Genomic DNA, 26,035 nt, shown 5'->3' with positions numbered 1-26,035 from the left:
GGAGTGACCTATGCATCTGTCACGATCAGAGAAAAGCAAGGCCGAGAAGAAGGCCCGTAAGCAGCGAACCGGACGGGTTTGGATCATGCTTAACTTATGTTTGATTTTTATGATCGCTGCTTTGCTTGTCTATCATTTTAAATTTAAGGAAGATCCTGTTCAGCAAACGGCTTATCCGCCTGGTATGCCGGACTTTGGCATGGAAGGGGCTCAGGCGGATAGCCCCGGCTCCGGACAACAAGCTGACGGGGAGGGGGCGGATTCAAAGCCTCCGAAGACGACGGAGACTGGCGAACCCCCAGGTTCCGATAGGACCGAGCCAGAAGGCAGCGCAACAGATGATCCTACCGATTCCGCGATGGCAAAGCGGGTGGTTATGCATTTTGCAGGGGATACCTTGTTCTCGGGCAAGGTGGAGGCTGAGCTGAAGAAGCACGGATATGATTATCCCTACAAGCATCTGGGCACCGCATTCCTGGAGGACGATCTAACCGTGCTTAATCTGGAAACGCCGGTTACGACCGGAGGCGTTGGCGCGGCCAATAAGAAATTCGTATTCAAGTCCTCACCGGACGTATTGCCGGCTCTCCGAGATGCGGGAGTAGAGGCCGTTAATCTGGCTAACAATCACATCCTGGATCAAGGCCAAGAAGGACTTTTGGATACCTTGAAGCACTTGAAGGACCAGGATATCCGTTATGTGGGAGCGGGACGGAATGAGGAAGAAGCTTTCGCGGCCCAGTATTTCGAGCTTCAGGGCATGAAGGTTGCATTGCTTGGATTCAGCCGTGTGCTCCCGGAAACGACCTGGTACGCGCTGGAGAACAGGCCGGGGGTGGCCGGGGCGTATGACCATGTGCTGCCCAAGGCGGTTGAAGCGATCCAGGCAGCGCGTTCCAAGGCTGATCTGGTGGTCGTGATTGCCCATTGGGGCGAGGAGCTTCATAAGACGCCGAATGTCCATCAGATCAATCTCTCACGCGCGTTCATTGACGGCGGGGCTGACCTGATTATCGGCGGGCACTCCCATGTGTTGCAGGGATTGGAGCAGTACAAAGGCAAGTGGATTGCGTATAGTACCGGCAATTTTATATTTACTAAATCGTCGAATGAAGATACGTGGAAAACAGCCGTATTTCAGGCGTCATGCAGCAAGCAAGGAGACTGTGACTTGAAGCTGACGCCTTACCGAACGGAGATCGGACAGGTCATCCCGCTTGAAGGCAAAGAAGCTGAATCCTTGCTGAAAGAGGTGGAGAAGCGATCCGTCGGCGGCGTCAAAATAGCGCTTGATGGTGAAGTTATAGCAGGCAAGGCTGTGGAATAATTCGTTAAACGTTACATCAAGGAGGTCCCACCATGAACAATTTATGTGTGGCTCACCGGGGGTTTTCCGGTAAAGCACCTGAAAATACGCGCGCAGCCATTCAGATGGCGATGGATGAACCCTTCGTGCATTGGATGGAAATTGATGTGCAATTGACTCAGGACGGGGTCCCTGTAGTGATACATGACTTCAGCGTGGATCGTACGACGACCGGGAAGGGCAAGGTGAAGGATCTGACCTGGCAGCAAATCCGGAGGATGGACGCCGGAGAATGGAAGGGACGCCAATTCAGGGGAGAGCAGGTTCCATCGCTCGATGAAGTCCTGCAGCTTGTCAAAGGCCGATTGAAACTTAATATCGAACTTAAAACAAGCGGAGATATGTATCCCGGCCTTGAGAAGGCCGTTCTGGAACGGATTCATGCCCACCGGATGCTTCCGGATGTGGTGCTCACTTCCTTTGAGCCGAAAGCCTTGATGAAAGCGAAGGAATTGGAACCTAATGTGAGAACCGGACTTATTATTGATGCGCATCCTCGCAATTTGGTAGCACGCCTGAAGCAAATGAAATGCTCCTTTTTATCCATCGGCTACTCCCATCTGGATGCGGCCTTCGCGTCGGATTTGGTGAAGAATGGCATTACGCCGATGGCCTGGACGGTGGATGATGCGAAGAGCATGAGATCGCTGGCCAGAATGAATCCTGCCATCATGATCTGTACAAACCGCCCCGATACATGGGGGCAGATTTTTATCCATAAAATTGCACCTAAAGTTCCATTCTGGCGAAGAAAATGGAGGTTTTAATGGATGTGTGCCCTAGTGAATAACGTTTACTGTGTAGGTCGTAATTATCAATTGCATGCGGCGGAGCTCGGCAATGCCGTACCGGAAGAGCCGATGATTTTTCTTAAACCCTCGCATGCCGTCGTTCCGCTGGATGGCAGTGTGTTGAAGCTGCCGATGGACCGCGGGAGTCTTCATTTTGAAGGTGAGTTTGTTATACAGCTCGCAGAGGATTACGCGCCAGGCAAAAGTGTTGACGAGCTTGTAAAAACGATGGCTCTTGGCATCGACTTCACGCTGCGTGATGTACAGTCAGTCATTAAGGAGAAGGGACATCCTTGGACCGCGGCAAAAGCGTTTAAATCTTCCGCACCGCTTACGCCATCCATAGCGTTTCCCGGAACCGCGAAGCTGGCGGATATTGATTTTATCGTAAGGAAGAACGGCGAAGAGGTACAGCGCGGGAATGTGAAGGATATGATCTTCTCCCTTCAGCGCATCATCGATTACATCGGCGAACATTATGGCCTTGGTCAAGGTGATTTAATCTTTACGGGTACACCGGCTGGCGTAGGTCCGACGGAATCCGGTGACGTATTCGAATTGTTCTGGGGAGATGTCCGTCTGGGCCGCTGCGAAATCGGGTAATCTGATATGCTTTATCATGGGAGGGGTCACAGATGGATTGGCTGATCGGAGCGGCAGGTGCCCTTATCGTGGCAGGAGCCGCATACAGGAAACGATCGCTATCGGAATCCGGAGCCGCGGCCGCTATTCTGATGGGTACAATATATTACGGAGCAGGGAACGTGTTTTGGTTCGGAACCCTGCTTCTTTTTTTCATAACGTCTACACTTCTCTCCCGGTACGGGAAACAGCGGAAGGCCGACTTGGAGAAATCCTATGCCAAGACAGGCCGACGGGATGCAGGTCAGGTATTCGCCAATGGCGGCATCGGTATGGTGCTGTGTCTGATAAACGCATGGTTCCCGTCCGATCTGTGGGTATTCCTGTTTATAGGTGTTATGGCTACCGTAACGGCGGATACCTGGGCCACGGAGTTAGGCAGCCTTAGCCGGAAGCCTCCGCGTTCCGTGCTGAACGGCAAGGTACTGACCGCCGGCGAATCCGGCGGCGTCTCCTGGGTCGGCTCCACGGCTGCAGCGGTAGGGAGCATACTGATTGGGGCAGGCGGATGGTTACTTGCTGGATGGAGCGGCATGGATGCAGAGATATGGCCGTATGTCCTGGCAGCCCTTGCGGGCGGATTGGTTGGAGCTTTTGCCGATTCGTACCTCGGAGCGACTTTACAGGTGATGTATCGGTGTCGTGCGTGCGGCAAATCAGTGGAAGTATCTCAACACTGCGGCCAAGATACGGTGCGCATGCGCGGATATGCTTGGATGTCCAATGATGCAGTTAATCTGGTCAGTTCACTTCTCGGCGGCGCGGCAGCTTATGGGATTGCAGTGCTGATTGCGTTATAATGTATCCATCTTACCGATGAAACAACGCTCAACGAAATCTATAGATGTAAGTAGGGATCATAACAATGAATATTTTGACCGTCGAACAGGTAACAAAAAGCTATGGAGATAAAATTCTGTTTCAAGATGCGTCCTTCGGAATGGAGGATCAGGATAAAGTCGGCATTATCGGTGTTAACGGCACGGGGAAATCCACGTTTATGCGCGTCATCGCAGGGCTCGAGCCGCCCGACTCCGGTAAAATATCGATGGGCAATCGCATCCGGGTGCGCTACCTGGCACAGAACCCGGAGTTTGATCCGGACAAAACCGTCCTCCAGCAGGTGTTTGAGGGCGATCTTCCGGAGATGAAGGCGGTGCGGGAGTACACCGAAACGATGGAGCTGCTGGAGCTGCATCCGAGTCATGAGGAGCTGCAGCAGAAACTGCTGAAGCTCAATCAGACGCTGGATACACTGCAGGCGTGGCAGCTTGAAAGCGATGCGAAAACCATCCTGTCCAAGCTGGGGATTCGGAATTATGAAGCGAAGATGGGTACGCTGTCGGGCGGCCAGCGTAAGCGAGTGGCATTAGCCGCCGCTTTGATTCAGCCTTCCGATTTGCTCATTTTGGACGAGCCGACAAACCATATTGATAATGAATCCGTCGCCTGGCTGGAGCAGTATTTGCAGAAGCGCCGCGGTGCGCTGCTCATGATTACGCATGACCGGTATTTTCTGGACCGGGTGGCGAATGTCATGCTGGAGCTGGATCATGGACGGTTGTTCCGATATGAGGCGAATTACAGCCGTTTTCTGGAGCTGAAGGCAGAACGCGAGGAGCGCGAGGCTGCTTCCGAGCAAAAGCGTCAGAATTTGCTGCGGAGCGAGCTTGCCTGGATTCGCAGAGGTGCCAAGGCCCGTACGACCAAGCAGAAGGCGAGAATTGAGCGCTTTGAGAAACTCAAGGATCAGGAAATGGTGCACAGCTCTGGTGAGCTTGACGTCTCAGTCGCTTCCACCCGCTTGGGACGCAAAATTCTGGAGATCGAAGGTCTCCGGAAGAAGATAGACGACAAAACGTTAATTCAGGACCTTTCCTACATCGCAGTTCCCGAAGATCGAATTGGCATCGTAGGCCCCAACGGCAGCGGCAAATCCACGCTGCTCAATCTGATTGCCGGGCTGATTCAGCCAGATGGCGGGGAAGTCGTGCTGGGACCGACGGTCAAGCTCGGTTATTTCACGCAGGAGCATCAGGAGATGGATGGTAGTCAGCGCGTGATTGAGTATATCAAGGATGAAGCAGAGGTTATCCGCACGGCGGACGGCTCGGCGATTACCGCGGCCCAGATGCTGGAGCGGTTCCTGTTCCCGCCCGCGCTACAGTGGACGCCGATTGCGAAGCTGTCCGGAGGCGAGAAGCGACGGTTGTATCTGCTTCGGGTGCTGATGAGCGCACCGAATGTGCTGCTGCTGGATGAACCGACGAATGATTTGGACATCCAGACATTGTCCGTCTTGGAGCAATATTTGGATGAGTTCCCGGGCGTCTGTATCGTGGTATCCCATGATCGCTTTTTCCTGGATCGAACGGTGGACAAGATTATGGCGTTTGAGGGCGATGGTCAGATTCGTGTCCATGTCGGCTCTTACAGCGAATATGCGGAATGGATGCAGCGCCATGGCGGTGAAGCTGCCGCGAGTAAAACGGAAGCATCCAGTTCCAAGTCTGCTTCGGGGAGCAATGATGGCACGGATAGCGATTCAGCTAAAGAAGCACCGCGAGAACGCTTGAAATTCAGTTACAAAGAACAGCGGGAGTATGAGCAGATTGACGGCCTAATTGAAGCAGCAGAGAGCAAGCTAGCATCCATTCAATCGGAGATGGAGACCGCCGGCAGCGATGCAGCCAGGCTTCAGGAGCTGATGAAGGCTCAAGAGGAAACGGAACGTGAGCTGGAGCATCTGATGGAACGCTGGACCTATTTGAACGAGCTCGCGGAGAAGATTGAACAGAGCAAGAAATCGTAATGATTTTAAGCGATCCATATCAATAACAAAGGGGCGTCCCCAGGCATAATGCCTTGGCGGGACCCCCTTTGTTAGATTAAGGTTTCAGCTTCGCTGAAACCTTGTGATATTCGTAAGAACAACATCCTCTAAACGTGGACGGTCCTGTATGAAAGTCCGTAAATAGACGTTGTTTATGAATGATTTACCTGACGTAGGCTGCCAGCAGCTTAACGGTGTTAAGAACGGCTTGTTTATGCGTTCTTTCCATGGCATGGGATGCATGAACGCCGGGACCGATCAGAGCGGCCTTGATGTTGCTGCCTGCGGAAAGCGCCGCAGAGGCGTCAGAGCCGTAATGAGGGTAGACATCCACCGCATAAGCAATGCCTTCGCTCTCGGCCAGCTGGATCAAACGGCTGGTCATGTCATAGTCATAGGGACCGGATGAATCCTTCGCGCAGATGGATACATCGGTTTCCTTGCAGCTCAGGTCATCGCCGATGCAGCCCATATCAACCGCAATCATTTCATTGATGTCGGCAGGAATGTAGGCTGCGCCATGTCCCACTTCTTCATAGTTCGAGATGAGAAGCTTCACATTGTGTTTAGGTTTCCAGTTATCCCGCTTCATGTTTTCGAGCAAGCCGAAGAGGGCGGCAACGCTGGCTTTGTCATCCAGATGGCGCGATTTGATGTACCCGCTTGGTGTAATGACCGGACGAGCATCAAAGGAAACAAAATCGCCAACCCCAATGCCGAGTTTCTTCACATCATCGGCTGACTCCACCAGCTCGTCGATCCGGACCTCCATATGGGCTTCCTGGCGCTTGAAATCACGAGCATCGCTGTACACGTGAACGGAAGGATGCGTGGACAGGATGGTGCCTGTATATTTCTTGCCGCTGCGCGTGTGGATGATGCAGTATTCATTCTCAATGCTGTTCATCATGTATCCGCCAACGGAGGTAAGCCGGAGCGTGCCCTCTGATTTCACGGCACGAACCATCGCGCCAAGCGTGTCCACATGGGCGCTCAGTCCAACTGTACGGCTGCCGTCTTGTCCAGGAACGGACAGGATGGCACCGCCTTTTTCATTCCATTCCAGCGAGACATTCAGCGAAGCGGCTTCCTGTTCGATCCGCTTCATAATGTCTTGGGTATATCCGGTAGGGCTCGGTGTATCGAGCAGTTCTTTTAGCAGGTCCAGCACATAAGTTTCATTCGGTTGTATCGACACGAATTGTTAAGCCTCCTTGTTTCAAACGAACCGCCCTCCCTATTCAGCAGCGGGGGCGTCCTTCTCTTCTTTCTTGCTTTCCTCTTCGGCAGCTTGTACTTCAGGGGTGTATCCCGTTACTTCACGGATATGTATAAGTTGCTCCGCTAACGAACGGATTTCCTTCTGCATTTGATATTGACGGTAAATGCCGAACGTGCCGACAATCAGTCCCCCGATCAGTGAGCACCCGATAATCAGCAGAATCAGCGGTACATTGACTGTGCCGAATAACAGATTCACTTCAACCGGATTGACGTTGATGACGGCGAATACAGCCGTAATCAGGGCAAACAATAAGGCTGCGATTAGCGACCATTGAATTTTCATGGGGAACACCTCCTTCCTCCAAACAGTATAAAATCCCTTGCCTGTAAAGGGCAAGGGATTTTATTCCACTGGTCAATTTAAGAATCGCTCATCCTGCTATAGAGGCTGTTTATTTCGTCAATTGCTCCATTTGGCTGATGATGTCTTCAAACACGCTCATCGCCTCACGAATCGGCTCTGGTGAGGACATATCCACGCCGGCCTTCTTGAGAATGTTAATGGAGTAATCGCTGCCGCCACTCTTCAGGAAGCCGAGGTAGCGGTCAACGGCAGGCTGGCCTTCTTCAAGGATTTGCTTGGAGAAGCTGGTCGCAGCCGAGAAGCCAGTGGCGTATTTGTACACATAGAAGCTGTTGTAGAAATGAGGAATCCGTGCCCATTCCATGCCGATCTCCTTATCCACCTGCATGCCCTTGCCGTGATATTTCACGTTCAGCTCATAGTAGATGTCGGATAGGTCTTGAGGTGTCAGGGATTCGCCGCTCTCCGCGCGTTCGTGCACAATCTTCTCGAACTCGGCAAACATCGTTTGACGGAATACCGTGGTCCGGAATTGATCGGCATAGTAGGTGAGCAGGTACATTTTTTGCTTCGGATCTTTGGCGTTTTTCAGCAAGTAATCCATCAACAACGCTTCGTTCGTAGTGGATGCCACTTCAGCCAGGAAGATGGTGTACTGGGCATCACGGTATTTCAGGGCGTTGTCGGAATAGTAAGAGTGAAGCGCATGACCCATCTCATGAGCAAGGGTAAACATGCTGTTCAGGTTATCTTTATGATTCAGCAGCACATAAGGATGGGTGCCGTAAGCGCCCCAGCTGTATGCGCCAGTCCGTTTGTTCTCATTCTCATATACATCGATCCAGCCGTTGTCATATCCGGCTTGCAGGCTGCTGAGATAATCTTCACCAAGCGGCGTGAGGCCTTCCTTGGTCATTTGTTTTGCTTCTTCGTAAGTGATGTCCCACTTGTACTCTTCTACGAGCGGTGCGAACAAATCGTACATGTGAAGCTCATCCACGCCCAGCAGCTTCTTGCGGAGCTCCATGTACCGGTGGAGGAGCGGCAGGCTCTCGTGAATGGTGTCGATCAGGTTGGTGTAGACTTCTTTCGGAATGTTATCGCCATAGAGCGCCATTTCCAGAACGGAAGGGTACTTGCGTACGCGGGAATAGAACATATTTTTGTTTACATTGGCATTCAGCGTAGCCGCAATCGTGTTTTTCTGCTTGCCATAGGTTTCGTATACGGCTTTGAAAGCACGCTCGCGAACTTCGCGGTTCGGGCTCTCCAAGAATTGAATATAGTTGCCGTGCGTGAGCTCGACTTCCTTGCCGTCCTCGTTTTTGATTTTCGGGAATTTCATATCCGCATTGTTAAGCATGCCGAAAATGGTCTGCGGCGCAGAGGAGAGGTTGCCGACTTGAGCCAGCAGCGCTTCTTCGGTCTTGGACAGAACATGCGCTTTCTCCCGTTTCATCTCGGACAGCGTAAATTTGAATTCCTTGAGGGAAGGGTCTTCAATGAGTTTGTCAAGCTCCGCTTCGGACAAGGACAGAATTTCCGGCGTGATGAAAGAGAGGGCTTCTCCGGCTTCGACATTCAATTTTTTGGCTTTGGCAGATAGCGCCTGATATGTAGGGTTTGCTGTATCCTCATCATGATGCATATGAGCATAAACATATAAACGTTCGGCATGATATGAGATTTCGTCTTCAAGCTCGAAGCATTCCTTGATGGAAGCCGCGTTGGTTAACTTGCCTTGATAATCGGCTGTGCGTTTCAGAAGATTCTTCAGCTCCGCAAAGCTCGTATCCCATGCCTTCTGGTCAGCGAATAAATCTTCAAGCTTCCATTGATGCTCTTTAGGGACATCAGCGCGTTTTAACAATTGTTCCATGGAAATCCTCCTTGAATGATATGTATTAGTTGGAGTCCGGGTTCCTTCAGATAAGACTTCGTTGCGGGTAGTTAGAGCGATCAGGCAGATTGCAATTGTCATGCTGAGCACCTTGGCGCCTCTCATGGCATAATACCTCCTCGAATTGAAGCATCCGAGCGATAGTATGCCGCGTACCCGCCAATTTCATCCTATAAATTTACGAGGAACCTAGATTCAAGAAACTGTATACAATAAGGTAAAAGGCAAACAAGATGAAGGCGACGGCAATCAGGGCCATCCCCTTCCTCAGTCTTGGCGGTATCTTATCCCGGTACATGATCATGACGGCACCGAGACTGAACGCGAGAATAATGAAGATGACAATATTTGTATAATCCATGCTCTACACCTGCTTAAAAGCAGCCATCATTTCTCTCCACTCATCTTCCCGGCCTTCAAAATCTGCTTTGGGGAAACGGTTTTGAGCCCAGTGCATCAAGGCTGGCCGACTCATAAAGGTATGGGTCTCTTCGCCCCACTGGTCAGAAATTTCGCGTAGAACAATGTACCGGCCCTGAACTTCAACCGTCATCATGTTCCACTTGTCTTTTTTGTATATTTCATGTTTTTTGATCATATGCATTCTCCGTTTGCTACTTAGGCTTTTGGGTAAATGATAACGCACTCGTGGGCGTAAAAGCAAATAATCTTCTGTTAAATAGTGGTTCAAAAAAAGCCCCTTAGGGCGAATTGACGGATTGCATTGTCAGAAAACATGGGATATAATATGGATATTCGCCATAGATGGCGGTATTTTTAGGAGGTTGTTCATTTGAAAGGTACAGTTAAATGGTTTAACGCAGAAAAAGGTTACGGCTTCATTTCCGTTGAAGGTGGCGAGGATGTATTCGTACACTTCTCCGCAATTCAAGAAGAAGGCTTCAAGAGTTTGGAAGAAGGTCAAGCGGTTGAGTTCGACATCACTGAAGGTAACCGTGGTCCTCAAGCAGCCAACGTAACAAAACTGTAAGTTAGCTCCTAATACGGAGATCTTATAGAATTACCAAGGCATGAAGCACAGTTCTCGGTTTTGAGAACTGTGCTTTTTTGTATTCTGATGGGTCAAGCCAGTGTCATTAGAAAGCAAAGGCAAGTACGGATGATTTTTGGTCCGTACTTGCCTTTATTGTTTTGGAGCAAGAGAGGGATATCCAAGCGGATCCTCTAAGCGCTGATTCCGCCGACATTCATATCCTCCGGCTTGGCAAAGAGGTGCCGGTAAAGAAACCCGAGACCAGCGATTAAGGCCAGGAGGGCTGCAAGCTGGTAGAAGGCCGGTCTTCCTGCCGCTTCGAACAGCAAACCGCCGAAGGCTCCGCTGAGAAGTCCTGAAACGCTTGACCAGAAGATAATGAATAGAGCCATGCCGGTCGCGCGGTACTGCCAAGGAATGATCCTTGTAATATAACGCACGGCGGTTACATAGAACACGCCGAAAGTAATGCTGTGAAGCGACTGAACCGCGAGCACGGACAACGGATCAGCTGCCAGGGCCATGAGCAGGAAACGGAGCGCAAACATTAGGCTTGCAAAGGTCAGCAGCGGCAGCTCCTTTATCTTGTCGCCATACTTGCTCAGCAGGAAGAAAATCGGGATCTCGCTGCCAGCCGAGACCATTAAGGACCAGCCGATGAGTCCTTCGCCCGCACCGAGCTCGGATAAGGTAAGCGTAAGAAAGGCTTCATTCATACGGTGGGCGATGGCAAGGCAGAACGTGCAGCCGAAGAACCACAATATTTCTTTGGAACGCAATATTTTGAGGAGGGCTCCCAGCTCAACAGGCTCTGACTTGACAGCAACTCCGTCGCGGAGAAGAAACGAGCAGAGCAGTGTGAACACGCCGATTCCAATGCCGATCACCAGTGTGACCGATGCGCCTGCAGCACCGATGGCATATCCAATGGCAAGCGCGAAGAACGCATAGCCGAGTGAGCCGAATACGCGAATGACGGTAAAGCTGCGTCCGTACCTCTGTGCCGTTTGGATGGCCATCGTATCCGCCAGGGGATAGACCGGATAGTAGAAAAAATAAAACAGACTGATCGTGAACAATACAACGCCGAAGCTTGCAACCTGCCACAACACAAGCATCGTGACGAGCTGTCCGATAATCAGAATGTTCATAATACGTTTGATAGTCCGGTATTTGTCGCTGGTGTAACTCCAAATCATATTGGAGAACATGGATATAAGCGGGCCGATGGCATACAGATAACCGATCTGCGCGCTGCTGAAGCCGATTTCTTTGAAATATAGCGGGAAATAGGAAATGACGAGGGCTGTCGTGCCAAAAATCGTAAACATAAAGGCGCGCAGCCAATTCTGATCCGGTCTGGGCGTAGCGGGAAGTTTCATGCTGGGGATCTCCGTTCTTTTCATGAGCCCGTATAGATAACGCTATTTATGAGGTTCATGGTCTGTTATTCAGCTCCGACTAGTATATAACATATCGCATAATGGAGATAGATGGATTATATGACGCGTCCAACTACCGTACGCCGTCAATGATTTGTGTTATTTGTGCAAAATGAACGATCATATTATAATAGGTTTGATTTGGATAGGTATAAAAAGACAACCATGTGGAGGCAGAGTTCATTGAATAATCAAGAGCTAAGCCGCAAAGTTCCGCGCAGTCCGGTTGGGCTGATGAGCCGGGTGTATAAATTCATACTTCCGGAAGTGCGGATCGAATTGGAGAAGTGGCGCCGGGAGGCTGAGCAAATTCCGGATGAGGAGCTACGAAAGCAGGCACTGGCCAGTATAGATAACAAAAGATTTCACTGCCAGGGCGGAGCGGTGTATGCCGCAGCCAATCTGCCGGAGAAGCATATTCTCATTCCATTGATTGTAGCTTACCAGACAATTAGCGATTATCTCGATAATTTATGTGACCGTAGTACTTCGCTGGATCCAGCGGATTTCAGACAGCTCCATCAGTCGATGTTGGATGCCGTTACGCCTGAGACTGAGCCGGCCGATTATTACGCTCTCCGGACCGAAAGGGAGGATGGAGGTTACCTTCTCCGTCTTGTGCAGAAATGCCGGGATTGCATCGGTCAATTATCAGGATATGAAGCGGCAAAGCCCTACATAAGGGATTTGGCTGGGCTGTATACCGATTTGCAGGTACACAAGCACATCCATCCGGATAAGAGAGAAGCGGCGTTGCTTGAATGGTGGTCCCAGCATGCTCATCGGACACCGCATCTGCGGTGGAACGAGTTTGCGGCTGCAACGGGATCAACCTTGGGTGTGTTCATGCTATTCTTGGCTGCAACTGATCCGTTTCTGGATGACGAGGATGCATCGTCCATTCATGCGTCTTATTTTCCGAATGTATGCAGTCTCCACATTATGCTGGATTATCTTATTGATCAAGACGAAGACAGGCTGGGTGGCGATCTGAACTTTTGTAATTATTACGAAGATGCCGATACGATGCTGAACCGTATAGCTTCCATAGTTGAGTGGGCCCGGAAGGATGTCAGAACAATTCCCTCGACCCCTTTTCATCGTATGATCATTGAGGGGTTACTGGCGTTATATTTATCCGATCCAAAAGTCAGCGAGCAGCAGCTGGTTCGCTCCGTATCCAAACGCTTGATGAAGAAGAGTCCGATGACCCGGATCTTTTTCTACGTCAACAGCCGATGGATTCGTAAGCATAAAGCATGAGTGACATTGAAGGAGGAAACGAAACATGGCAGAGGTTAAAAAAATTGCAGTTCTTACAAGTGGTGGCGATTCCCAAGGGATGAACGCAGCGCTTCGCGCCGTTGTACGCAGCGGTATGTATTATGGTCTTGAAGTATATGGGATTCAGCGCGGTTACCAAGGACTTCTCGAGAACGATATTATTAAAATGGATCTTCGCAGCGTAGGGGATATCATCCAGCGTGGAGGCACAATCCTTCGTTCCGCCCGCTGTGAAGAATTCAAGACGGCGGAAGGGCAGCAGAAGGGTGCCGACATTCTAAATCAGCATGGCATCGACGGACTGGTCGTTATCGGAGGAGACGGCTCTTACCATGGGGCGAACAAGCTCAGTAAACTCGGAATCAAAACGATGGGCCTTCCAGGAACGATTGATAACGATATTTCATTTACCGATTATACGATCGGCTTTGATACAGCCGTTAGCGTCGTTGTAGACGCCGTTAATAAACTGCGCGACACAATGTCTTCCCATGCTCGCTCGTCCGTTGTAGAGGTTATGGGACGCCACTGCGGCGACATTGCGCTCCATGCAGGTCTTGCATCAGGCGCAGAGACCATTCTGGTGCCGGAAGTAGAGTATAACCTTGATGAAGTGGCAACCCGCTTGCGCGAGAATTTTGCAAAAGGCAAACGCCACAGTATCATCATCGTAGCGGAAGGCGTTGGACGCGGCGAGGACATCGTATGTGATCTTAAAGAGTGCCATGCCTCAATCGATGCACGAGTAACGGTGCTTGGACATATTCAGCGCGGTGGAGCTCCGACTCCGTTTGACCGCAACCTGGCCAGCCGTCTTGGCGATTTTGCGGTTCGCAGTCTGATTGACGGCCAATCCGATAAAGGATGCGGCATCATCAAGGGCGAGCTGGTCCTCACGAATATTGACAAGGTCGTTAACACGAAGAAAGAATTTAACCGTGAGCTTTACGATTTGGCATTGCGATTGTCCCAATAAATTAGGCTGCTGCCTAATTTTTGATGATAAGCAAAAAGACCGTCTCTCATTGCAGAACGCATTCTGCATGGAGGCGGTCTTTTTTTAAGAAGGTACGTCGATAGACGTTTAGGATACGGATCGAGATGAAGCATCTACCTGTCGTGTGTACTTGTGTTGAACTTTGACCAGACGCATAAGCATCAGGGCAGCGCCGACGGCAAGGCCTGTGATTAATCCGATCCAGTAGCCGAAGGCTTCCCAATCGGTGTAGTTGGCGAGCACATATCCTACAGGCAGGCCAATGACCCAGAAAGACAGAAAAGCGAGCATGAAAGCGACATTCACGTCTTTATAGCCTCGCAGCGCCCCTTGAGTCGGCGTGGCGATCGCGTCCGAGATCTGGAAGAAAATCGCGAACAGCAGGAACTGCTGGATCAGCGCCACGACTGCAGGCTCGTTAGAATATAATCCGGCGACCTGTCTGCCGGCCATAAATAGGATGACAGCCGTGATCAGCGATAGGATAACGGCTGTGCTAATGCCAAGTTTAGCGTACTTCCAGGCATCCTTCATGCGTCCAGAGCCGGCCTCGAAGCCAACCAGGATCGTCAGACTCATGCATATGCTTAATGGAAGCATATACAGTGTCGTAGCGAAATTCAGGGCCGCTTGGTGTGCGGCAATGGTCGCCGTATCAAAGCTGCTCATAAGCAGCGTCACCGCTGCGAAGACGGCGGTCTCGAGGAAGATGGAGAACCCGATCGGCACGCCGATGTTTAACAGGCTTTTCCATGCGCTCAAGGAAACACCTTGAAGCTGCCTGAAGATGCTGAATGAAGAGAAGGGCTGATTTTTATGGATGATTACGATCGTGATGATGAGAACGGTCCAGTATGTAATCGCGGAAGCGATGCCGGCACCTACGCCTCCCATTCTTGGAAAGCCCCAGAATCCATAAATGAAGAGAGCGTTCAAGCCTACGTTCACCGGCAGGGTAATCAGCGTGATCACCATGGAAATTTTAGTTTGCCCAAGGGCATCGATAAAGCTGCGGAGCACGGTATATGCGAACAGCGGGATGATGCCAATCGATATGGCGGCGAGAAACTGGGATGCAATCCGCCGAACTTCCGGCTCCAGGCTCATGGCTCCGAGAATGCCCGGTACAACGGCATACCCGATCGCAAGTACGACGATGGCGAGTAAGATGGACAGCCAGAGCGCCTGGTTCACTTGGTAAGCGACTTTATTTTCCTGTCGCCCGCCAACGAGCTGCGAAACGATGGGGGTTATCCCCATTAGAATTCCGCTAAGGCCGGTTTGGACCGGGATCCAAATGCTTGTAGCGATAGCTACGCCTGCCAAGTCGGCCGAGCTGAATTTTCCGGACATGTTGGTGTCAAAAAAAGTAATGGCCGATAAGGCTAGCTGCGTAATCAGAATGGGGATCAGAATGATCGCGAATTGCTTCAGTTTTCCCCGTGTTGTTGTGGTCGGTTGCATGTGCGTTTGTGCCTTTCTTATTGTAGTTTTTATGACGCTGTCCCCATATTGTAGGGTCCTGCTATGGCTGGGAACAATAACTGGCTTATTGAGCGGCGAGCCAGAACTCAACCAGCGGTTGAATTGGAGTACGTCAATTTCAAAGATTGGAGGGGTGAAACCAGTCCTATCCATCATCATAGCATCTGCTGTCAAGAGAGTTCACCGAACGGTTTGAACGCAGAAAGGGCCGGCCCTGTTGTTGGCCGACCCTTTGCGACTGATAATTGAATTATTTATGAGTGACGCCTTCCGTATAACGGTTGGAAGCATTCCAGAGTAAATACTCATCGACGTTTGTATCTTTGAGGGCGCGAATCTGCTCCTCGATTTCCTTTTTGCCGTACTTGGCATAATTTCCGCTTCCGAGCCAACTCGCAGTAAAGTCCTGAATCCAAGGCCGAATGATCGGTTTTTGATCCCCCAGCTCATCCAGCTTTTTGTGGGTAGCTTCCATGGAGCCTTTGATGGTCTGGTAAGGAGCCTTATCCGGTACAGGAGAGCCGAACCAGCCTGCCGTGTAATGGCTAGGGTAAACCATCGGACTGATGATGTCGACGTTCTTGGAAATTTTGACGAAGTCTTGGCCGATCCCTTCTGCCGCGGGTACCGAAGCAGCATACCCGAAGATGTCAACGGATACGCGTATGCCGAGCGGTGCTAGTTCTTCCCGGGCATATTGTACAAAGTCGGATACCACGTCCACGCGCGATTGATCCGTCTTGGTATATTTCAGGGAATCGGCGCGTTTCTCGAAGCCCTCCGGAAAACGGACATAATCAAACTGGATTTCCTTGAATCCAAGTTTTGCAGCTTCCTTGGCGATTTCGATGTTGTAATCCCAAACCTCTTTACTGTACGGGTTCACGAAGCTGTCGCCCCCGCCATTGGTCCAGACGCTGCCGTCTCCTTTACGGAAGGAAAGCTCCGGGTTTTTCTTGGCAAGAATCGTGTCCTTGAACACGACAATTCTGGCGATCGGATAAATATCGTGTTTCTCCAGCCGCTTCATCAATTGCTTGATGTCTTTGATAAAAGGCTGAGATTTACCGAGTTCCTTCAGCTTCGGATTCTCGGTTTTGTACGTTATGTATCCTTCATCGTCCTTGATGTCAATGACCATGGCATTGAGATCGGTCTTGTCCATAAGATCTACGAGTTGATTCATTCTGGAGCCGCCTGCGCTATAAGCCGTTACATAAATGCCCTTGACTTTAGGCGCTTCAATCTGCGGATCGATCTCTGTTGTGTTTGATTTGATGCCGCTGTGGCCCTGACCTTGGTTGTTGTTTTGGTGCATGCCCTGAATCATAGCGGTATTTAATGAAGCCTGAAGTTTGGCGGTAAGGCTGTTATCTTGCGGACTGGAACCGCCGAAGCCCGCGGACGCTAAGATGAATAAAGCCAAGATGATATTCATAATTACTCTCTCCCTTGTGTACATTCACATCATGATTATAAAGGAACGGATGCCTTCAAAAAGAACAGGATTGTTACAATCGACAATAAATTGGAAACGGGGGTGAGCGTACCTAGTTCATTAAACGGGTAAAGGGCGTTTTAAACGCTAAATATCGACATTTCTCGGCGCTGGCCGTGAACAACTTGTGAACATGGGGAGTGACAAGCATCGGAAATAATGAGCATAAGAAGGTGATAGCGTTTACTTACAGCTTTATCTGCATGGTGGGGAAAGACGTGCTTATAGAATTTACATTTCTCCATAAAAAAATGCCGTTATTCACCGGTGAATTTTACCGGTGAATAACGGCACTTGTCGTGCGATATTCACGTGTTGCATTAAAATTAATGAAGCGGCGTTTGATTCTGATGCTCGCAAATGCTGAACTGAATGATTTCAAGAGCATCCTCCTGCTCCAGAATACTCAGCCCGTCCCTTAGAACGATCATGGAATTTAGTTCCTTCTGTCTAAAGAACGGTATCATTTCCGGGAACCACTTCATGACGATTTGTGACAATTTTACCGTTTCCATTTCCATAAAAATCACCCTTTCCTTCCAAATTGGTTAGGCAGGACGTTCTTTTGTAAAACGGAAAAACAATTAAAATTGGGCCAAAGCGATGCCCGGGAAACAGATCTCATGAATATTGTAGGAACCGCGCACAAATATTATACCACATATTTACCACCCCCTCACAGGTGGTAAATATTTAGTTCTTGCGGAATTGACCCATGACAGCCGTGGTTTCCACGATATTAACAAAGGCCAGAGGGTCTGTTTCTGTAATAATTTGTTTTAGCTCAGCCAGCTCATATCGCGTCGTGACGGTCATAAGCATATCCTTTTCTTTATGACTGAAGGCTCCCTCGGTTTTGATCTTGGTTATGCCGCGGGGGCGCTTGAGCAGTTTCTCCAGCAGGGCTTCCGTCTGGTTCGTGACAATAAAGACGGTAACCTTGATATGGCTGACGTGGAGCATATCCACCATTTTTCCGGCAACATAGATGGAAGCCATCGAGGCGAGGGCCAGATTCCAGTCGTCTTCCAAATAAGCAACCGCCATAATGACGATGGCGTTCAGCGTCACGAGTACACTTCCAACGGGGAAGTCCCGATATTTCGTAACGAGGGAGCCGATGATATCAAAGCCCCCGGTAGAACCGCCAACCCGAAAGGAGAGGCCGGTGCCGAATCCGACAAGCACGCCGCCGAAAACGGAGGAGAGCAGCATATCGGTTGCAACCGGAGTAACTGGAATGAGCTCAAGGAACAGGGTAGTAACAATAACCGAGATCACGCTGAGACCAACGAATCTTTTGCCAAGCTTGAACCAACCGGTTATAAGAATCGGGATATTAAGCACAAAATACATGATGCTGATATTTAGCGGCGTGAAATAGCCGATAATCAGAGCCACGCCGGAAACGCCACCGCTAAGCAGATGATGGGGAATCAGAAATAAATTAAATCCGCCGGCGATAATGATGCCGCCGAATACGATCGCGAAATAGGTCCATAGACGCTTCAACATAGGAATCACCTCCCGGTTATTATGACTTCTTTAAGCTTGCTGGTATTCCAGAAATGTTTTGTGATATAATGTATTGGATATTCTTGAGTAGTCCGTTACATTGATAACTTTGCAAGCTTATCAGGATGATTATACATTATCCAGTCAACATACTGGTGATAAGAGAAATATACCGGTTCACCTCGTGCAGAAAATCCTGCTGGCCGGGAAAGCCTATAAACGTTACCGCTACTTAAGAATACAGAGAAGAAAGTGGAAGTCCACAGATAGAAGGAGTATGAACCTATTGAAAAATTTCGCAGATTTTGGCTTGGAGCCGCGCGTGCTGCAAGCAATTACTGAACTTGGCTTTGAGGAAGCCACACCGATCCAATCCCAATCGATTCCGATTGCTCTTACCGGCAAGGATATGATTGGACAAGCACAGACGGGTACGGGTAAGACAGCAGCATTCGGCCTTCCTCTTATTCACAAGATCGCCAAGGAAGAGGAGCGTATCGTCGCTCTCATTATGACACCAACCCGTGAACTTGCCATCCAGGTTGCTGAAGAAATCGGTAAACTGTCCCGTTTTAAAGGAATCCGTTCCTTGGCTATTTATGGTGGACAAGATATCGGGCGTCAGATTCGCGCTTTGAAAAAGAAGCCTCAAATTATTATCGGCACACCAGGTCGACTACTTGACCACATCAACAGAAAAACCATCCGACTTGATGATGTCCAAACCGTTGTATTGGATGAAGCGGATGAAATGCTGGACATGGGCTTCATGGAAGACATCCAGTCGATCCTTAAGCTTGTTCCTGAAGAGCGTCAAACCTTGCTGTTCTCCGCAACTATGCCGGCTAACATTCAGAAGCTGGCATCCCAGTTCCTTAAAGAACCTGAGCATGTATCCGTTATTCCTAAGCACGTTAGTGCACCTCTGATCGATCAAGCATATATCGAAGTTCCTGAGCGTCAAAAATTCGAAGCCTTGAGCCGCCTTCTGGATATGGAGTCACCTGAGCTTGCGATTGTCTTCGGACGTACCAAGCGTCGTGTTGACGAATTGGCAGAAGCATTGCAAAAACGTGGATACTCGGCAGATGGCCTTCATGGTGACCTGTCCCAGCACCAACGGGATACCGTTATGCGTAAATTCCGTGACGGAAGCATCGATGTCCTCGTGGCAACCGATGTGGCAGCACGCGGTCTCGACGTATCGGGCGTTACCCATGTTGTAAACTTTGACTTGCCGCAAGATCCGGAAAGCTATGTACACCGTATCGGACGTACAGGCCGCGCTGGTAAGGAAGGTACGGCTTGGTCCTTCGTGACGCCGCGTGAAATGGATCATCTGTATTTCATCGAGCGTGTGACTCGTCACCGAATTCCACGCAAGCCGTTGCCAACGATTGCCGAAGCGATTGAAGGCAAACAACGTATCATCGCTGAGCGTGTGCTTGAAATCATTGACCAAGGTGAATTGACCGAATACAAAGGTCTCGCGATTCAATTGCTGGAGCAGTACGATTCCGTACAGTTGCTGGCAGCTGCAATGAAAATCCTGACAGGCGACAAGAAGGAAGCATCCGATATTCATCTTACGCCTGAAGATCCGATCCGTGCAAAACGCCGGAAGCCGGACATTCGCAATGGTCGTAAGCCAAGCGGTGGCTATGGTGGCCGCAGCAGCGGCGGTGGATATCGCCGTGATGGCGGAAGCGGCAGCGGTAGCGGTGGTAACCGTGGCGGCTACTCCAAAGGCGGATACAACCGTGATGGCGGCGGCAGCAGTTATGGCAACCGCGATGGCGGTGGCTACAACCGTGACCGCAACAATAGCGGTGACCGTAAACCGCGTTCCTACAGCGGCGGCGAACGTCGTCCTAACCGGAGCGGAGACGAATAGTATTTACGCGTAATTTCTTCTGACTGATGAAACCAAACTTAAAAGACGAAGGAGCTGCCCACGCTAAGTGGAGCCGCGCTTCGTCTTTTGTTTATGTTTAAAGGGGATGCACCCAGGGTGCATCCCCTTTAAACTTGCAGTTTTAGATCAATAACAGCTGATCTGTTTCACTGAATGATTCAAGGAGTCATTAGATATAGAATGTGCTGAGAATAATTACAAGGAGAATGAACAGAACCAAGACAATACCGACATTTGATCCGTAGCCGTAACCGCCACCTTCACAAGACATACATAATCCCTCCTCTTTTAATTTGGAAATTCAAGCTTGTTGAACGGATTACGAGATATCGTATGGAAAAACGATGGCGCTGGATTGGACATTCACCCAGGTGCGCATAAATTAGGCTCTGGCAATGCATGTACAAAATAAGGTATATTAATAGATACATGCATGATTTGAGTGAGGAGGAAACGGATTTGGAAATGAAAGGAGCCATGGGTGGCTTATACAAGCTCACCGAGTGGATTACCCGTATTGCTTTTTCGAACATCTTGTGGGTTATTTGTACATCGCCTTTCCTGTTTATTGTTCTAACTAAATTCCTGATGGCCGTTCAGACACCGGATGCGCACAATGAGCAGCTGCTGTCCAACTGGGTTCTCGGAATATTATCACCGTTTGTTCTGTTTCCGGCTACGGCGGCTTTATTTACCGTTGTACGTAAGTGGGTCATGGGCAATCCGGATGTGTCCGTATTCAAAACGTTCTTTAAGGGTTATAAGGAAAATTACAAGCAGAGCATGATCGGCGGCATTTTTTATACGCTGCTGTTCGTGATTATGTATGTGGATTACACGGTTTATATGACGCAGCTTGATGGTTTCCAACTTGTCGGCATTGTGATGCTCGTGCTGCTTATCGTGCTGTTTGTTTCCCTGTTTAATTTCTTCTCCATGACTGTCCATTATGAGATGAAAACGATGCAGCTGTTGAAAAATGCGGTGCTGCTGACATTGATTCGCCCGTTCCGGGTATTTTCGACGTTGATCGGAAGCGCTGTCTTGGCATATATCGGCACGCAGATGCCGGTGCTGTTCGTGTTCTTCCTGTTCTGCCTCATGGCATTGTTCGCGTTCTTTAACTTCTATGCTACCTTTACCAAAATGCAGGAACAGCAGGAGAAGATGAAGAAAGCCGAGGAAGAGGAGTCTGAAACCGAACAAGCTCTTCTGGAAAGCATGGATGCTGCCCAAAAGGGAGATAATGGATCGAAACCTTAATATGCTAGGTTTACTTTTCCGGCAAAACCCCCTATAATAAGACTACATCCTGCGATGTTCGTTTCGGTTTTCCGTTGTTTTGAACCAATGACGATGTCTAGGGAGATCTATACGTAATCGTGGCTGAAATGCCCTGTCTATATGACAAGGGGAATTCATAAGCGGTTCTGCGGTCACCCACCTGCTAATGCAGGTTCGAAGACAATGTTTACCGGACGGCATAGGCGGGTTTCGTTAAACCAATGAATGGGCACCTCTTTCATTTCGAATTTGAAGTGAAAGAGGTGCCTTTTTGCTATATATAAAGGTTTGCTGAAAGCATAAACAATGTTAAACTAGAATATGGATGGAACGGTCATTTATAAAGGAGGAACGGTCTTTGTCATTAAAACGAGTTCTAATTGGTATCGTGCGCAGCTATGACGGCACAAGCGACCGTGCTAAAGATCCCAAGCTGAAGACGCGTTATTACAATCTTTCAAAAGAAAAGTGTTTTGAAGAGGTTTCCTCGACACTAAAAAAAATTCCGGGTTACAAAGTTCTGCATGAGGTTAAATCCGTGGGAGAAATTACGCTCGAGAAAAGAACCTCGTTTGGACGTACACTGGACATTACCGTATCCGTGCTTGGCATCAGTCCGGTTCGCAGCGCAGTTGATATGTATTCGGCGTCCCGCGGTTCTCTAGGGGATCTGGGAGCGAACTATCGGGTTATCTTGAACCTGTACGCAGTTCTGGATAAGAAACTGAGCAAGTATAAAGTGGATGCTTAGTAGAATAAGAAAAAGCGGGAGAGCTGCTCTCCCGCTTTTTAAAAGTGTGCAGTGTATGTAGCCTTTGGCGTGTTACCGCAAAGATTTTACTGCATCGATCGCGGCTTCGTAATTCGGGTGCTCCGTCATCTCACCAAGGTATTCTACATAGGTGATGGTATCGTTAGTATCCACGACGAAGATCGAACGCATGTCGAGCTGGAATTCCTTGATGAGCACGCCATACGCTTCACCGAAAGAACGCGATTTATAGTCGGACAGCGTAATGACCCGGTCAACGCCTGCAGCTCCGCACCAGCGAGCTTGGGCGAACGGAAGGTCGGCACTGACCGTAAGGATCACCACATCATCGCCTAGACCGGCGGCTTCTTCATTGAAACGGCGAGTCTGTGCGTCGCATACCCCGGTGTCGAGGGAAGGAACGACACTGATTAGCTTGATTTTACCGGCATAATCCTTAAGAGATGCGTCTTCGAGCAGGTTTTTGCTCACTGTAAAATCCGGCGCGGCATCACCAGCCTTGAGCTGTGGTCCGATGAGTGTAATAGGATTGCCTTTGAAAGTGGCAGCTCCTGAACGTTCTTGAGCCATGAGAAATCTCCTCCTTGGATATCAAAGTTTGGTGATCAGGTTCATGGTACATTATAATCTTTTTAAAAAGGGAATGTCCACTAAGGGGCATCCCTGGCCTGATTTAGGATGAGGAGGATGCTATGATATTCGTACGTTATGAAAATTGGAAAAGTTATTTGCGTTATTATCCCGTTACATCGCTGCTGCTCGTGATCAACCTGGTGATGTTTGCGATCACTTCCTTTGACGGCGGTTCCAGAAATCCGGTTACGCTGCTGAAATATGGAGCTTTATCGGATTTGCCGCAATTCGTTGACCAAACATGGAGATACTTTACGGCGATGTTCCTGCATAATGGATTTGATCATTTATTATTCAACAGCTTCGCACTGCTGGTTTTTGTTCCCCCGCTGGAGAGAATCATGGGGAGCTGGAAGTTTGCCATTCTGTATCTGCTCAGCGGTGTTCTCGGTAATGTAATCGGTTTGGCTTATTATGAGCGCATGGAGAGTTATACCTTCCTTGTAGGCGCATCAGGAGCCATTTACGGAGCTTATGGCGCTTATCTGTACATCGCCCTGTTCCAACGGCATGTCATTGATGAGTCGTCCCGCAAGACGCTGTTCACCCTGCTTATTTTGGGGATTCTGTTCTCGTTTACCCCAGGGGTCAGCCTTGTAGCGCATGTCGGCGGATTGGTAGGCGGATTTTTCCTCTACGGTCTCATGATTCGATTATTTAAACGTCGAACATAATCGGACCTTAGAGGGGTCTGTTATAATAGAATTGGATGATTTGATAAAGTCTTCAAGTCTTCTAGGGAATAAGAATGGAGCGATAAAAGGCGTGGAATTACGACAGTTGCAATACTTTGTAAAGGTTGCGCAAAAGGAACACGTTACCCAAGCGGCAGAAGAACTTCATGTGGCTCAGTCAGCCGTCAGCCGTCAAATACATCAGTTGGAAGAAGAGCTTGGTGTTAATTTGTTCATGCAAAAAGGCCGGAATCTGCAGTTAACCCCGGTAGGTCAGCTTTTTTGCAAACGGGTGGAGAGCATCATGAAGGACTTGGACCGTGCGGTCGTCGAGATACATGAATTTCTGGACCCGGAGCAGGGGGAGATCCGCATCGGATTCCCACACAGCCTGGGCATCCATTTGATTCCGTCCATTGTGGCTGAATTCCGGAAGAAATACCCGAACGTGAAGTTCCGGTTCAAGCAGGGGATGTTCCCGACTTTGATCCGGGACGTGGTTGGGGCTGAAGTGGATTTGGCATTTGTGTCGCCGTTTCCGGATCGTCATGATCAAGTGGACGGAGATATCGTCTTGACAGAGGAGTTGTTTGCGATCCTGCCGCCGAATCACCCGCTTGCGGGGGAGCAGTCCATCAAGCTGGAGCAGTTGAAAGAGGAGCGTTTTGTGCTGTTCAGCAAAGGCTACTCCTTGCGTCCGATTGTGTGGCATGCCTGCCTGGAAGCCGGGTTCACGCCGAAAATTGCTTTTGAAGGCGAGGAAACGGATACGATCCGCGGGCTGGTTGCGGCCGGTATGGGGGTCAGCTTGCTTCCTGAAATGGCGCTATTCCAGACGAATCCGCTGCAGCCGGCACGCGTCCGGATCTCGGAGCCGAAGGTAACGCGTTCCATCGGTCTGATTCACCGCGCGGACGAGAAGCTGCCACCGGTTGCGCAAGCCTTCCGTGCGTTTCTGCTTCAATATTTTGGTATTGATCCGTCACCGAAAAAGGAAGGGAAAGCGGATTCCACAACAACTCCCTAACCTGGCTTCATTCATCAAGAATAACCTAATACAAAAAGAGGGCTTTCCTTCTCCGCCAAACCATGGTAGAGAGGAAAGCCCTTTGTTGTTACGCTTTATTAAATTATTCCCGGTTGCTTGTAAAGATCATGATATAACGGATCAGCTCGAGCAGAGAGATCAAGGCGGCAGCGACATAGGTCAGAGCTGCGGCGTTCAATACTTTAGCCACTCCGCGCTCTTCGTCATTGGCGATATAGCCTTCTTGAACCATCAGCTGACGGGCACGATTACTTGCGTTAAACTCGACCGGCAGGGTGACAAGCTGGAAGGCAACGGCGCAAGAGAAGAAGAGAATGCCGAGACCGACCAGATTCATGGCTTGGAACAGGAATCCCGCAATCAAGAGAAACGGAGCGATACCCGATGCGAAATTTACGACAGGGAACATCTTGTGCCGGGCGACAAGCATCGGATAGTGTTCCGCATGCTGGATCGCATGGCCGACCTCGTGACAAGCAACAGAGACAGCCGAGATGGAACGTTCATAATAAACGGGCTCGGACAAACGCACAACGCGCTTAGTCGGATCATAGTGGTCGGAGAGTGTGCCTGGCACCGGTTCAATCGGAACATCGTGGAGACCGCTCGCATCCAGCATGTGCCGGGCTGCATCGTATCCGGTCATGCCTGTGCTGTTCTCAACCTTGGCCCATTTATTAAATGTGCCTTTGACCCGGAACTGAGCCCAGAGCGAGAATATAAAAGCGATAATAATGAGAATGAACATCCAGTCAGAATACATATATCATACCCCCATACAAAGTTGTCGTTTGGTTCTTCACCATTACATCGAAGTGAACTGGTTTAACAAAATTTGAATCGACTCGATACAGGCAGCTCCTTTAGGAAGGATGTTAGCAAGTACTTCCCGGGCTTGACTTGGTTTTAATTCACGCAGAAGCGGGTTGAGTTCCTTCACATCCCGTTCCAGCTGTCTCATCTGTATTTCGAGCTTGGTTAGCTTCTCCGTCATTTCGGAATCATCAGGTACCGACTTCCAGCGATCCAGTCTCTCCTTAATCTCATCGAGAGTATATTTCTCTTGCTTTAACTGATTAATACGTTCGAGAGTGCTTAAGGTTTCAGAACTGTACAACCGGTAATTTTTTAACGTCCGTTTCTCAGGGGAGATTAAACCCAGCTTCGTATAATAGTCAATGGTTCTTTCGCTGATTCCAGCAACCTTGGCCAGCTCACCGATCCGGAAAAGGTTTCCTCTCGTGATCCCCATCATTCATCACCTCACAAGCTTTCATTGAATTGGACATTAATGAATGCATTTATATTTTCATTTTAATAGAAATATGATACATGATCATGAACCATACAGTCAAACGTCATAGTTGTGACAAA

General features: G+C 49.5%; 27 protein-coding genes and 1 other RNA gene. 14 read left to right on the top strand and 14 right to left on the bottom strand.

The genetic code is table 11. From position 1 onward, the window contains the following. Positions 1–10: 10 nt before the first annotated feature. From AB4124_RS00840 to taeA, 5 genes are all read left to right on the top strand, one after another. Positions 11–1,327 carry a CapA family protein gene (locus AB4124_RS00840; protein ID WP_441970614.1) on the top strand — a complete coding sequence of 439 codons (1,317 nt, stop codon included), beginning with the start codon at positions 11–13 and terminating at the stop codon, positions 1,325–1,327. 32 nt (positions 1,328–1,359) lie between these two features. Further along, on the top strand, positions 1,360–2,133 hold the full coding sequence (locus tag AB4124_RS00835) for a glycerophosphodiester phosphodiesterase (RefSeq protein WP_076325716.1): 774 nt from the start codon (positions 1,360–1,362) through the stop codon (positions 2,131–2,133). Positions 2,134–2,136: 3 nt separating this feature from the next. Then, the gene (locus AB4124_RS00830) at positions 2,137–2,760 is read left to right on the top strand and encodes a fumarylacetoacetate hydrolase family protein (protein ID WP_339266842.1); all 624 of its coding nucleotides are present in this window, start codon (positions 2,137–2,139) and stop codon (positions 2,758–2,760) included. 32 nt (positions 2,761–2,792) lie between these two features. Then, positions 2,793–3,599 carry a DUF92 domain-containing protein gene (locus AB4124_RS00825; protein WP_339266840.1) on the top strand — a complete coding sequence of 269 codons (807 nt, stop codon included), beginning with the start codon at positions 2,793–2,795 and terminating at the stop codon, positions 3,597–3,599. 65 nt (positions 3,600–3,664) lie between these two features. Then, complete coding sequence (gene taeA, locus AB4124_RS00820; RefSeq protein ID WP_441970611.1) at positions 3,665–5,611, top strand: ABC-F type ribosomal protection protein TaeA; 1,947 nt, start codon at positions 3,665–3,667, stop codon at positions 5,609–5,611. 184 nt (positions 5,612–5,795) lie between these two features. Here the strand turns inward: taeA and AB4124_RS00815 are convergent, their stop codons facing one another. The 5 genes from AB4124_RS00815 to AB4124_RS00795 all read right to left on the bottom strand — a co-directional run bounded on the left by AB4124_RS00815 (position 5,796) and on the right by AB4124_RS00795 (position 9,718). Next, positions 5,796–6,830 (bottom strand): M42 family metallopeptidase, encoded by a 1,035-nt coding sequence (locus AB4124_RS00815; protein ID WP_441970609.1) that lies wholly within the window; start codon positions 6,828–6,830, stop codon positions 5,796–5,798. 39 nt (positions 6,831–6,869) lie between these two features. Further along, the gene (locus AB4124_RS00810; protein WP_076325721.1) at positions 6,870–7,199 is read right to left on the bottom strand and encodes a LapA family protein; all 330 of its coding nucleotides are present in this window, start codon (positions 7,197–7,199) and stop codon (positions 6,870–6,872) included. A gap of 109 nt (positions 7,200–7,308) precedes the next feature. Beyond that, positions 7,309–9,099, bottom strand: coding sequence for an oligoendopeptidase F (gene pepF / locus AB4124_RS00805; RefSeq protein WP_441970607.1), 1,791 nt, complete (start codon positions 9,097–9,099; stop codon positions 7,309–7,311). Between the two features lie 199 nt (positions 9,100–9,298). Next, complete coding sequence (locus AB4124_RS00800) at positions 9,299–9,481, bottom strand: hypothetical protein (protein WP_326092671.1); 183 nt, start codon at positions 9,479–9,481, stop codon at positions 9,299–9,301. 3 nt (positions 9,482–9,484) lie between these two features. Next, positions 9,485–9,718, bottom strand: coding sequence for a hypothetical protein (locus AB4124_RS00795; RefSeq protein ID WP_076325724.1), 234 nt, complete (start codon positions 9,716–9,718; stop codon positions 9,485–9,487). Positions 9,719–9,913: 195 nt separating this feature from the next. Here AB4124_RS00795 and AB4124_RS00790 point away from each other — a divergent pair, with 195 nt between their 5' ends. Beyond that, positions 9,914–10,111, top strand: a complete 198-nt coding sequence (locus AB4124_RS00790; RefSeq protein WP_006211711.1) for a cold shock domain-containing protein — start codon at positions 9,914–9,916, stop codon at positions 10,109–10,111. 194 nt (positions 10,112–10,305) lie between these two features. Here AB4124_RS00790 and AB4124_RS00785 read toward each other — a convergent pair whose 3' ends face one another. Next, complete coding sequence (locus AB4124_RS00785; protein WP_441970604.1) at positions 10,306–11,496, bottom strand: MFS transporter; 1,191 nt, start codon at positions 11,494–11,496, stop codon at positions 10,306–10,308. Between the two features lie 243 nt (positions 11,497–11,739). Between AB4124_RS00785 and AB4124_RS00780 the strand changes: the two genes are divergently transcribed. Further along, positions 11,740–12,819, top strand: coding sequence for a tetraprenyl-beta-curcumene synthase family protein (locus tag AB4124_RS00780; RefSeq protein WP_076325726.1), 1,080 nt, complete (start codon positions 11,740–11,742; stop codon positions 12,817–12,819). Positions 12,820–12,844: 25 nt separating this feature from the next. Continuing rightward, the gene (gene pfkA / locus AB4124_RS00775; protein WP_441970602.1) at positions 12,845–13,816 is read left to right on the top strand and encodes a 6-phosphofructokinase; all 972 of its coding nucleotides are present in this window, start codon (positions 12,845–12,847) and stop codon (positions 13,814–13,816) included. 108 nt (positions 13,817–13,924) lie between these two features. On the opposite strand, the gene AB4124_RS00770 is transcribed toward pfkA, so the two are convergent. From AB4124_RS00770 to AB4124_RS00755, 4 genes are all read right to left on the bottom strand, one after another. Beyond that, positions 13,925–15,301, bottom strand: coding sequence for an MATE family efflux transporter (locus AB4124_RS00770; RefSeq protein ID WP_441970600.1), 1,377 nt, complete (start codon positions 15,299–15,301; stop codon positions 13,925–13,927). A gap of 271 nt (positions 15,302–15,572) precedes the next feature. Beyond that, a complete protein-coding gene (locus AB4124_RS00765; RefSeq protein ID WP_076325729.1) occupies positions 15,573–16,760 on the bottom strand; it encodes a putative glycoside hydrolase in 1,188 nt (395 codons plus the stop codon). Between the two features lie 386 nt (positions 16,761–17,146). Further along, on the bottom strand, positions 17,147–17,341 hold the full coding sequence (locus AB4124_RS00760) for a hypothetical protein (RefSeq protein WP_076325730.1): 195 nt from the start codon (positions 17,339–17,341) through the stop codon (positions 17,147–17,149). Between the two features lie 172 nt (positions 17,342–17,513). After that, positions 17,514–18,335, bottom strand: coding sequence for a YitT family protein (locus AB4124_RS00755; RefSeq protein ID WP_213643867.1), 822 nt, complete (start codon positions 18,333–18,335; stop codon positions 17,514–17,516). A gap of 286 nt (positions 18,336–18,621) precedes the next feature. On the opposite strand from AB4124_RS00755, the gene AB4124_RS00750 reads away from it, so the two are divergent. Next, positions 18,622–20,229 carry a DEAD/DEAH box helicase gene (locus AB4124_RS00750; RefSeq protein WP_076325732.1) on the top strand — a complete coding sequence of 536 codons (1,608 nt, stop codon included), beginning with the start codon at positions 18,622–18,624 and terminating at the stop codon, positions 20,227–20,229. Positions 20,230–20,419: 190 nt separating this feature from the next. Here the strand turns inward: AB4124_RS00750 and AB4124_RS00745 are convergent, their stop codons facing one another. Next, entirely contained in the window at positions 20,420–20,521 is a 102-nt protein-coding gene (locus AB4124_RS00745) for a sporulation protein YjcZ (RefSeq protein ID WP_194543886.1), read from the bottom strand. Between the two features lie 188 nt (positions 20,522–20,709). Here AB4124_RS00745 and AB4124_RS00740 point away from each other — a divergent pair, with 188 nt between their 5' ends. The 3 genes from AB4124_RS00740 to AB4124_RS00730 all read left to right on the top strand — a co-directional run bounded on the left by AB4124_RS00740 (position 20,710) and on the right by AB4124_RS00730 (position 22,285). Then, positions 20,710–21,513 carry a YesL family protein gene (locus tag AB4124_RS00740; protein WP_076325733.1) on the top strand — a complete coding sequence of 268 codons (804 nt, stop codon included), beginning with the start codon at positions 20,710–20,712 and terminating at the stop codon, positions 21,511–21,513. A gap of 43 nt (positions 21,514–21,556) precedes the next feature. Then, a non-coding RNA gene (gene ssrS / locus AB4124_RS00735) (6S RNA) lies at positions 21,557–21,748 on the top strand. A gap of 144 nt (positions 21,749–21,892) precedes the next feature. Then, entirely contained in the window at positions 21,893–22,285 is a 393-nt protein-coding gene (locus tag AB4124_RS00730; protein ID WP_006211699.1) for a DUF1499 domain-containing protein, read from the top strand. A 72-nt stretch (positions 22,286–22,357) separates the two neighbouring features. Here AB4124_RS00730 and tpx read toward each other — a convergent pair whose 3' ends face one another. Next, on the bottom strand, positions 22,358–22,876 hold the full coding sequence (gene tpx, locus AB4124_RS00725; RefSeq protein WP_379414301.1) for a thiol peroxidase: 519 nt from the start codon (positions 22,874–22,876) through the stop codon (positions 22,358–22,360). A 122-nt stretch (positions 22,877–22,998) separates the two neighbouring features. On the opposite strand from tpx, the gene AB4124_RS00720 reads away from it, so the two are divergent. Then, positions 22,999–23,613 carry a rhomboid family intramembrane serine protease gene (locus AB4124_RS00720; protein ID WP_076325735.1) on the top strand — a complete coding sequence of 205 codons (615 nt, stop codon included), beginning with the start codon at positions 22,999–23,001 and terminating at the stop codon, positions 23,611–23,613. 91 nt (positions 23,614–23,704) lie between these two features. Then, positions 23,705–24,640 (top strand): LysR family transcriptional regulator, encoded by a 936-nt coding sequence (locus AB4124_RS00715; protein WP_076325736.1) that lies wholly within the window; start codon positions 23,705–23,707, stop codon positions 24,638–24,640. A gap of 103 nt (positions 24,641–24,743) precedes the next feature. Here the strand turns inward: AB4124_RS00715 and AB4124_RS00710 are convergent, their stop codons facing one another. After that, complete coding sequence (locus AB4124_RS00710; RefSeq protein ID WP_076325737.1) at positions 24,744–25,424, bottom strand: zinc metallopeptidase; 681 nt, start codon at positions 25,422–25,424, stop codon at positions 24,744–24,746. Between the two features lie 42 nt (positions 25,425–25,466). Then, the gene (locus AB4124_RS00705) at positions 25,467–25,916 is read right to left on the bottom strand and encodes a MerR family transcriptional regulator (RefSeq protein ID WP_076325738.1); all 450 of its coding nucleotides are present in this window, start codon (positions 25,914–25,916) and stop codon (positions 25,467–25,469) included. Between the last annotated feature and the right edge of the window lie 119 nt (positions 25,917–26,035).

The sequence above is a fragment of the Paenibacillus sp. 2KB_20 genome (genome assembly GCF_052115765.1).
Lineage (GTDB): Bacteria > Bacillota > Bacilli > Paenibacillales > Paenibacillaceae > Paenibacillus_AQ.
The sequence above is the reverse complement of the archived record's forward strand: the minus strand, read 5'-3'. Positions and strand labels throughout refer to the sequence as shown.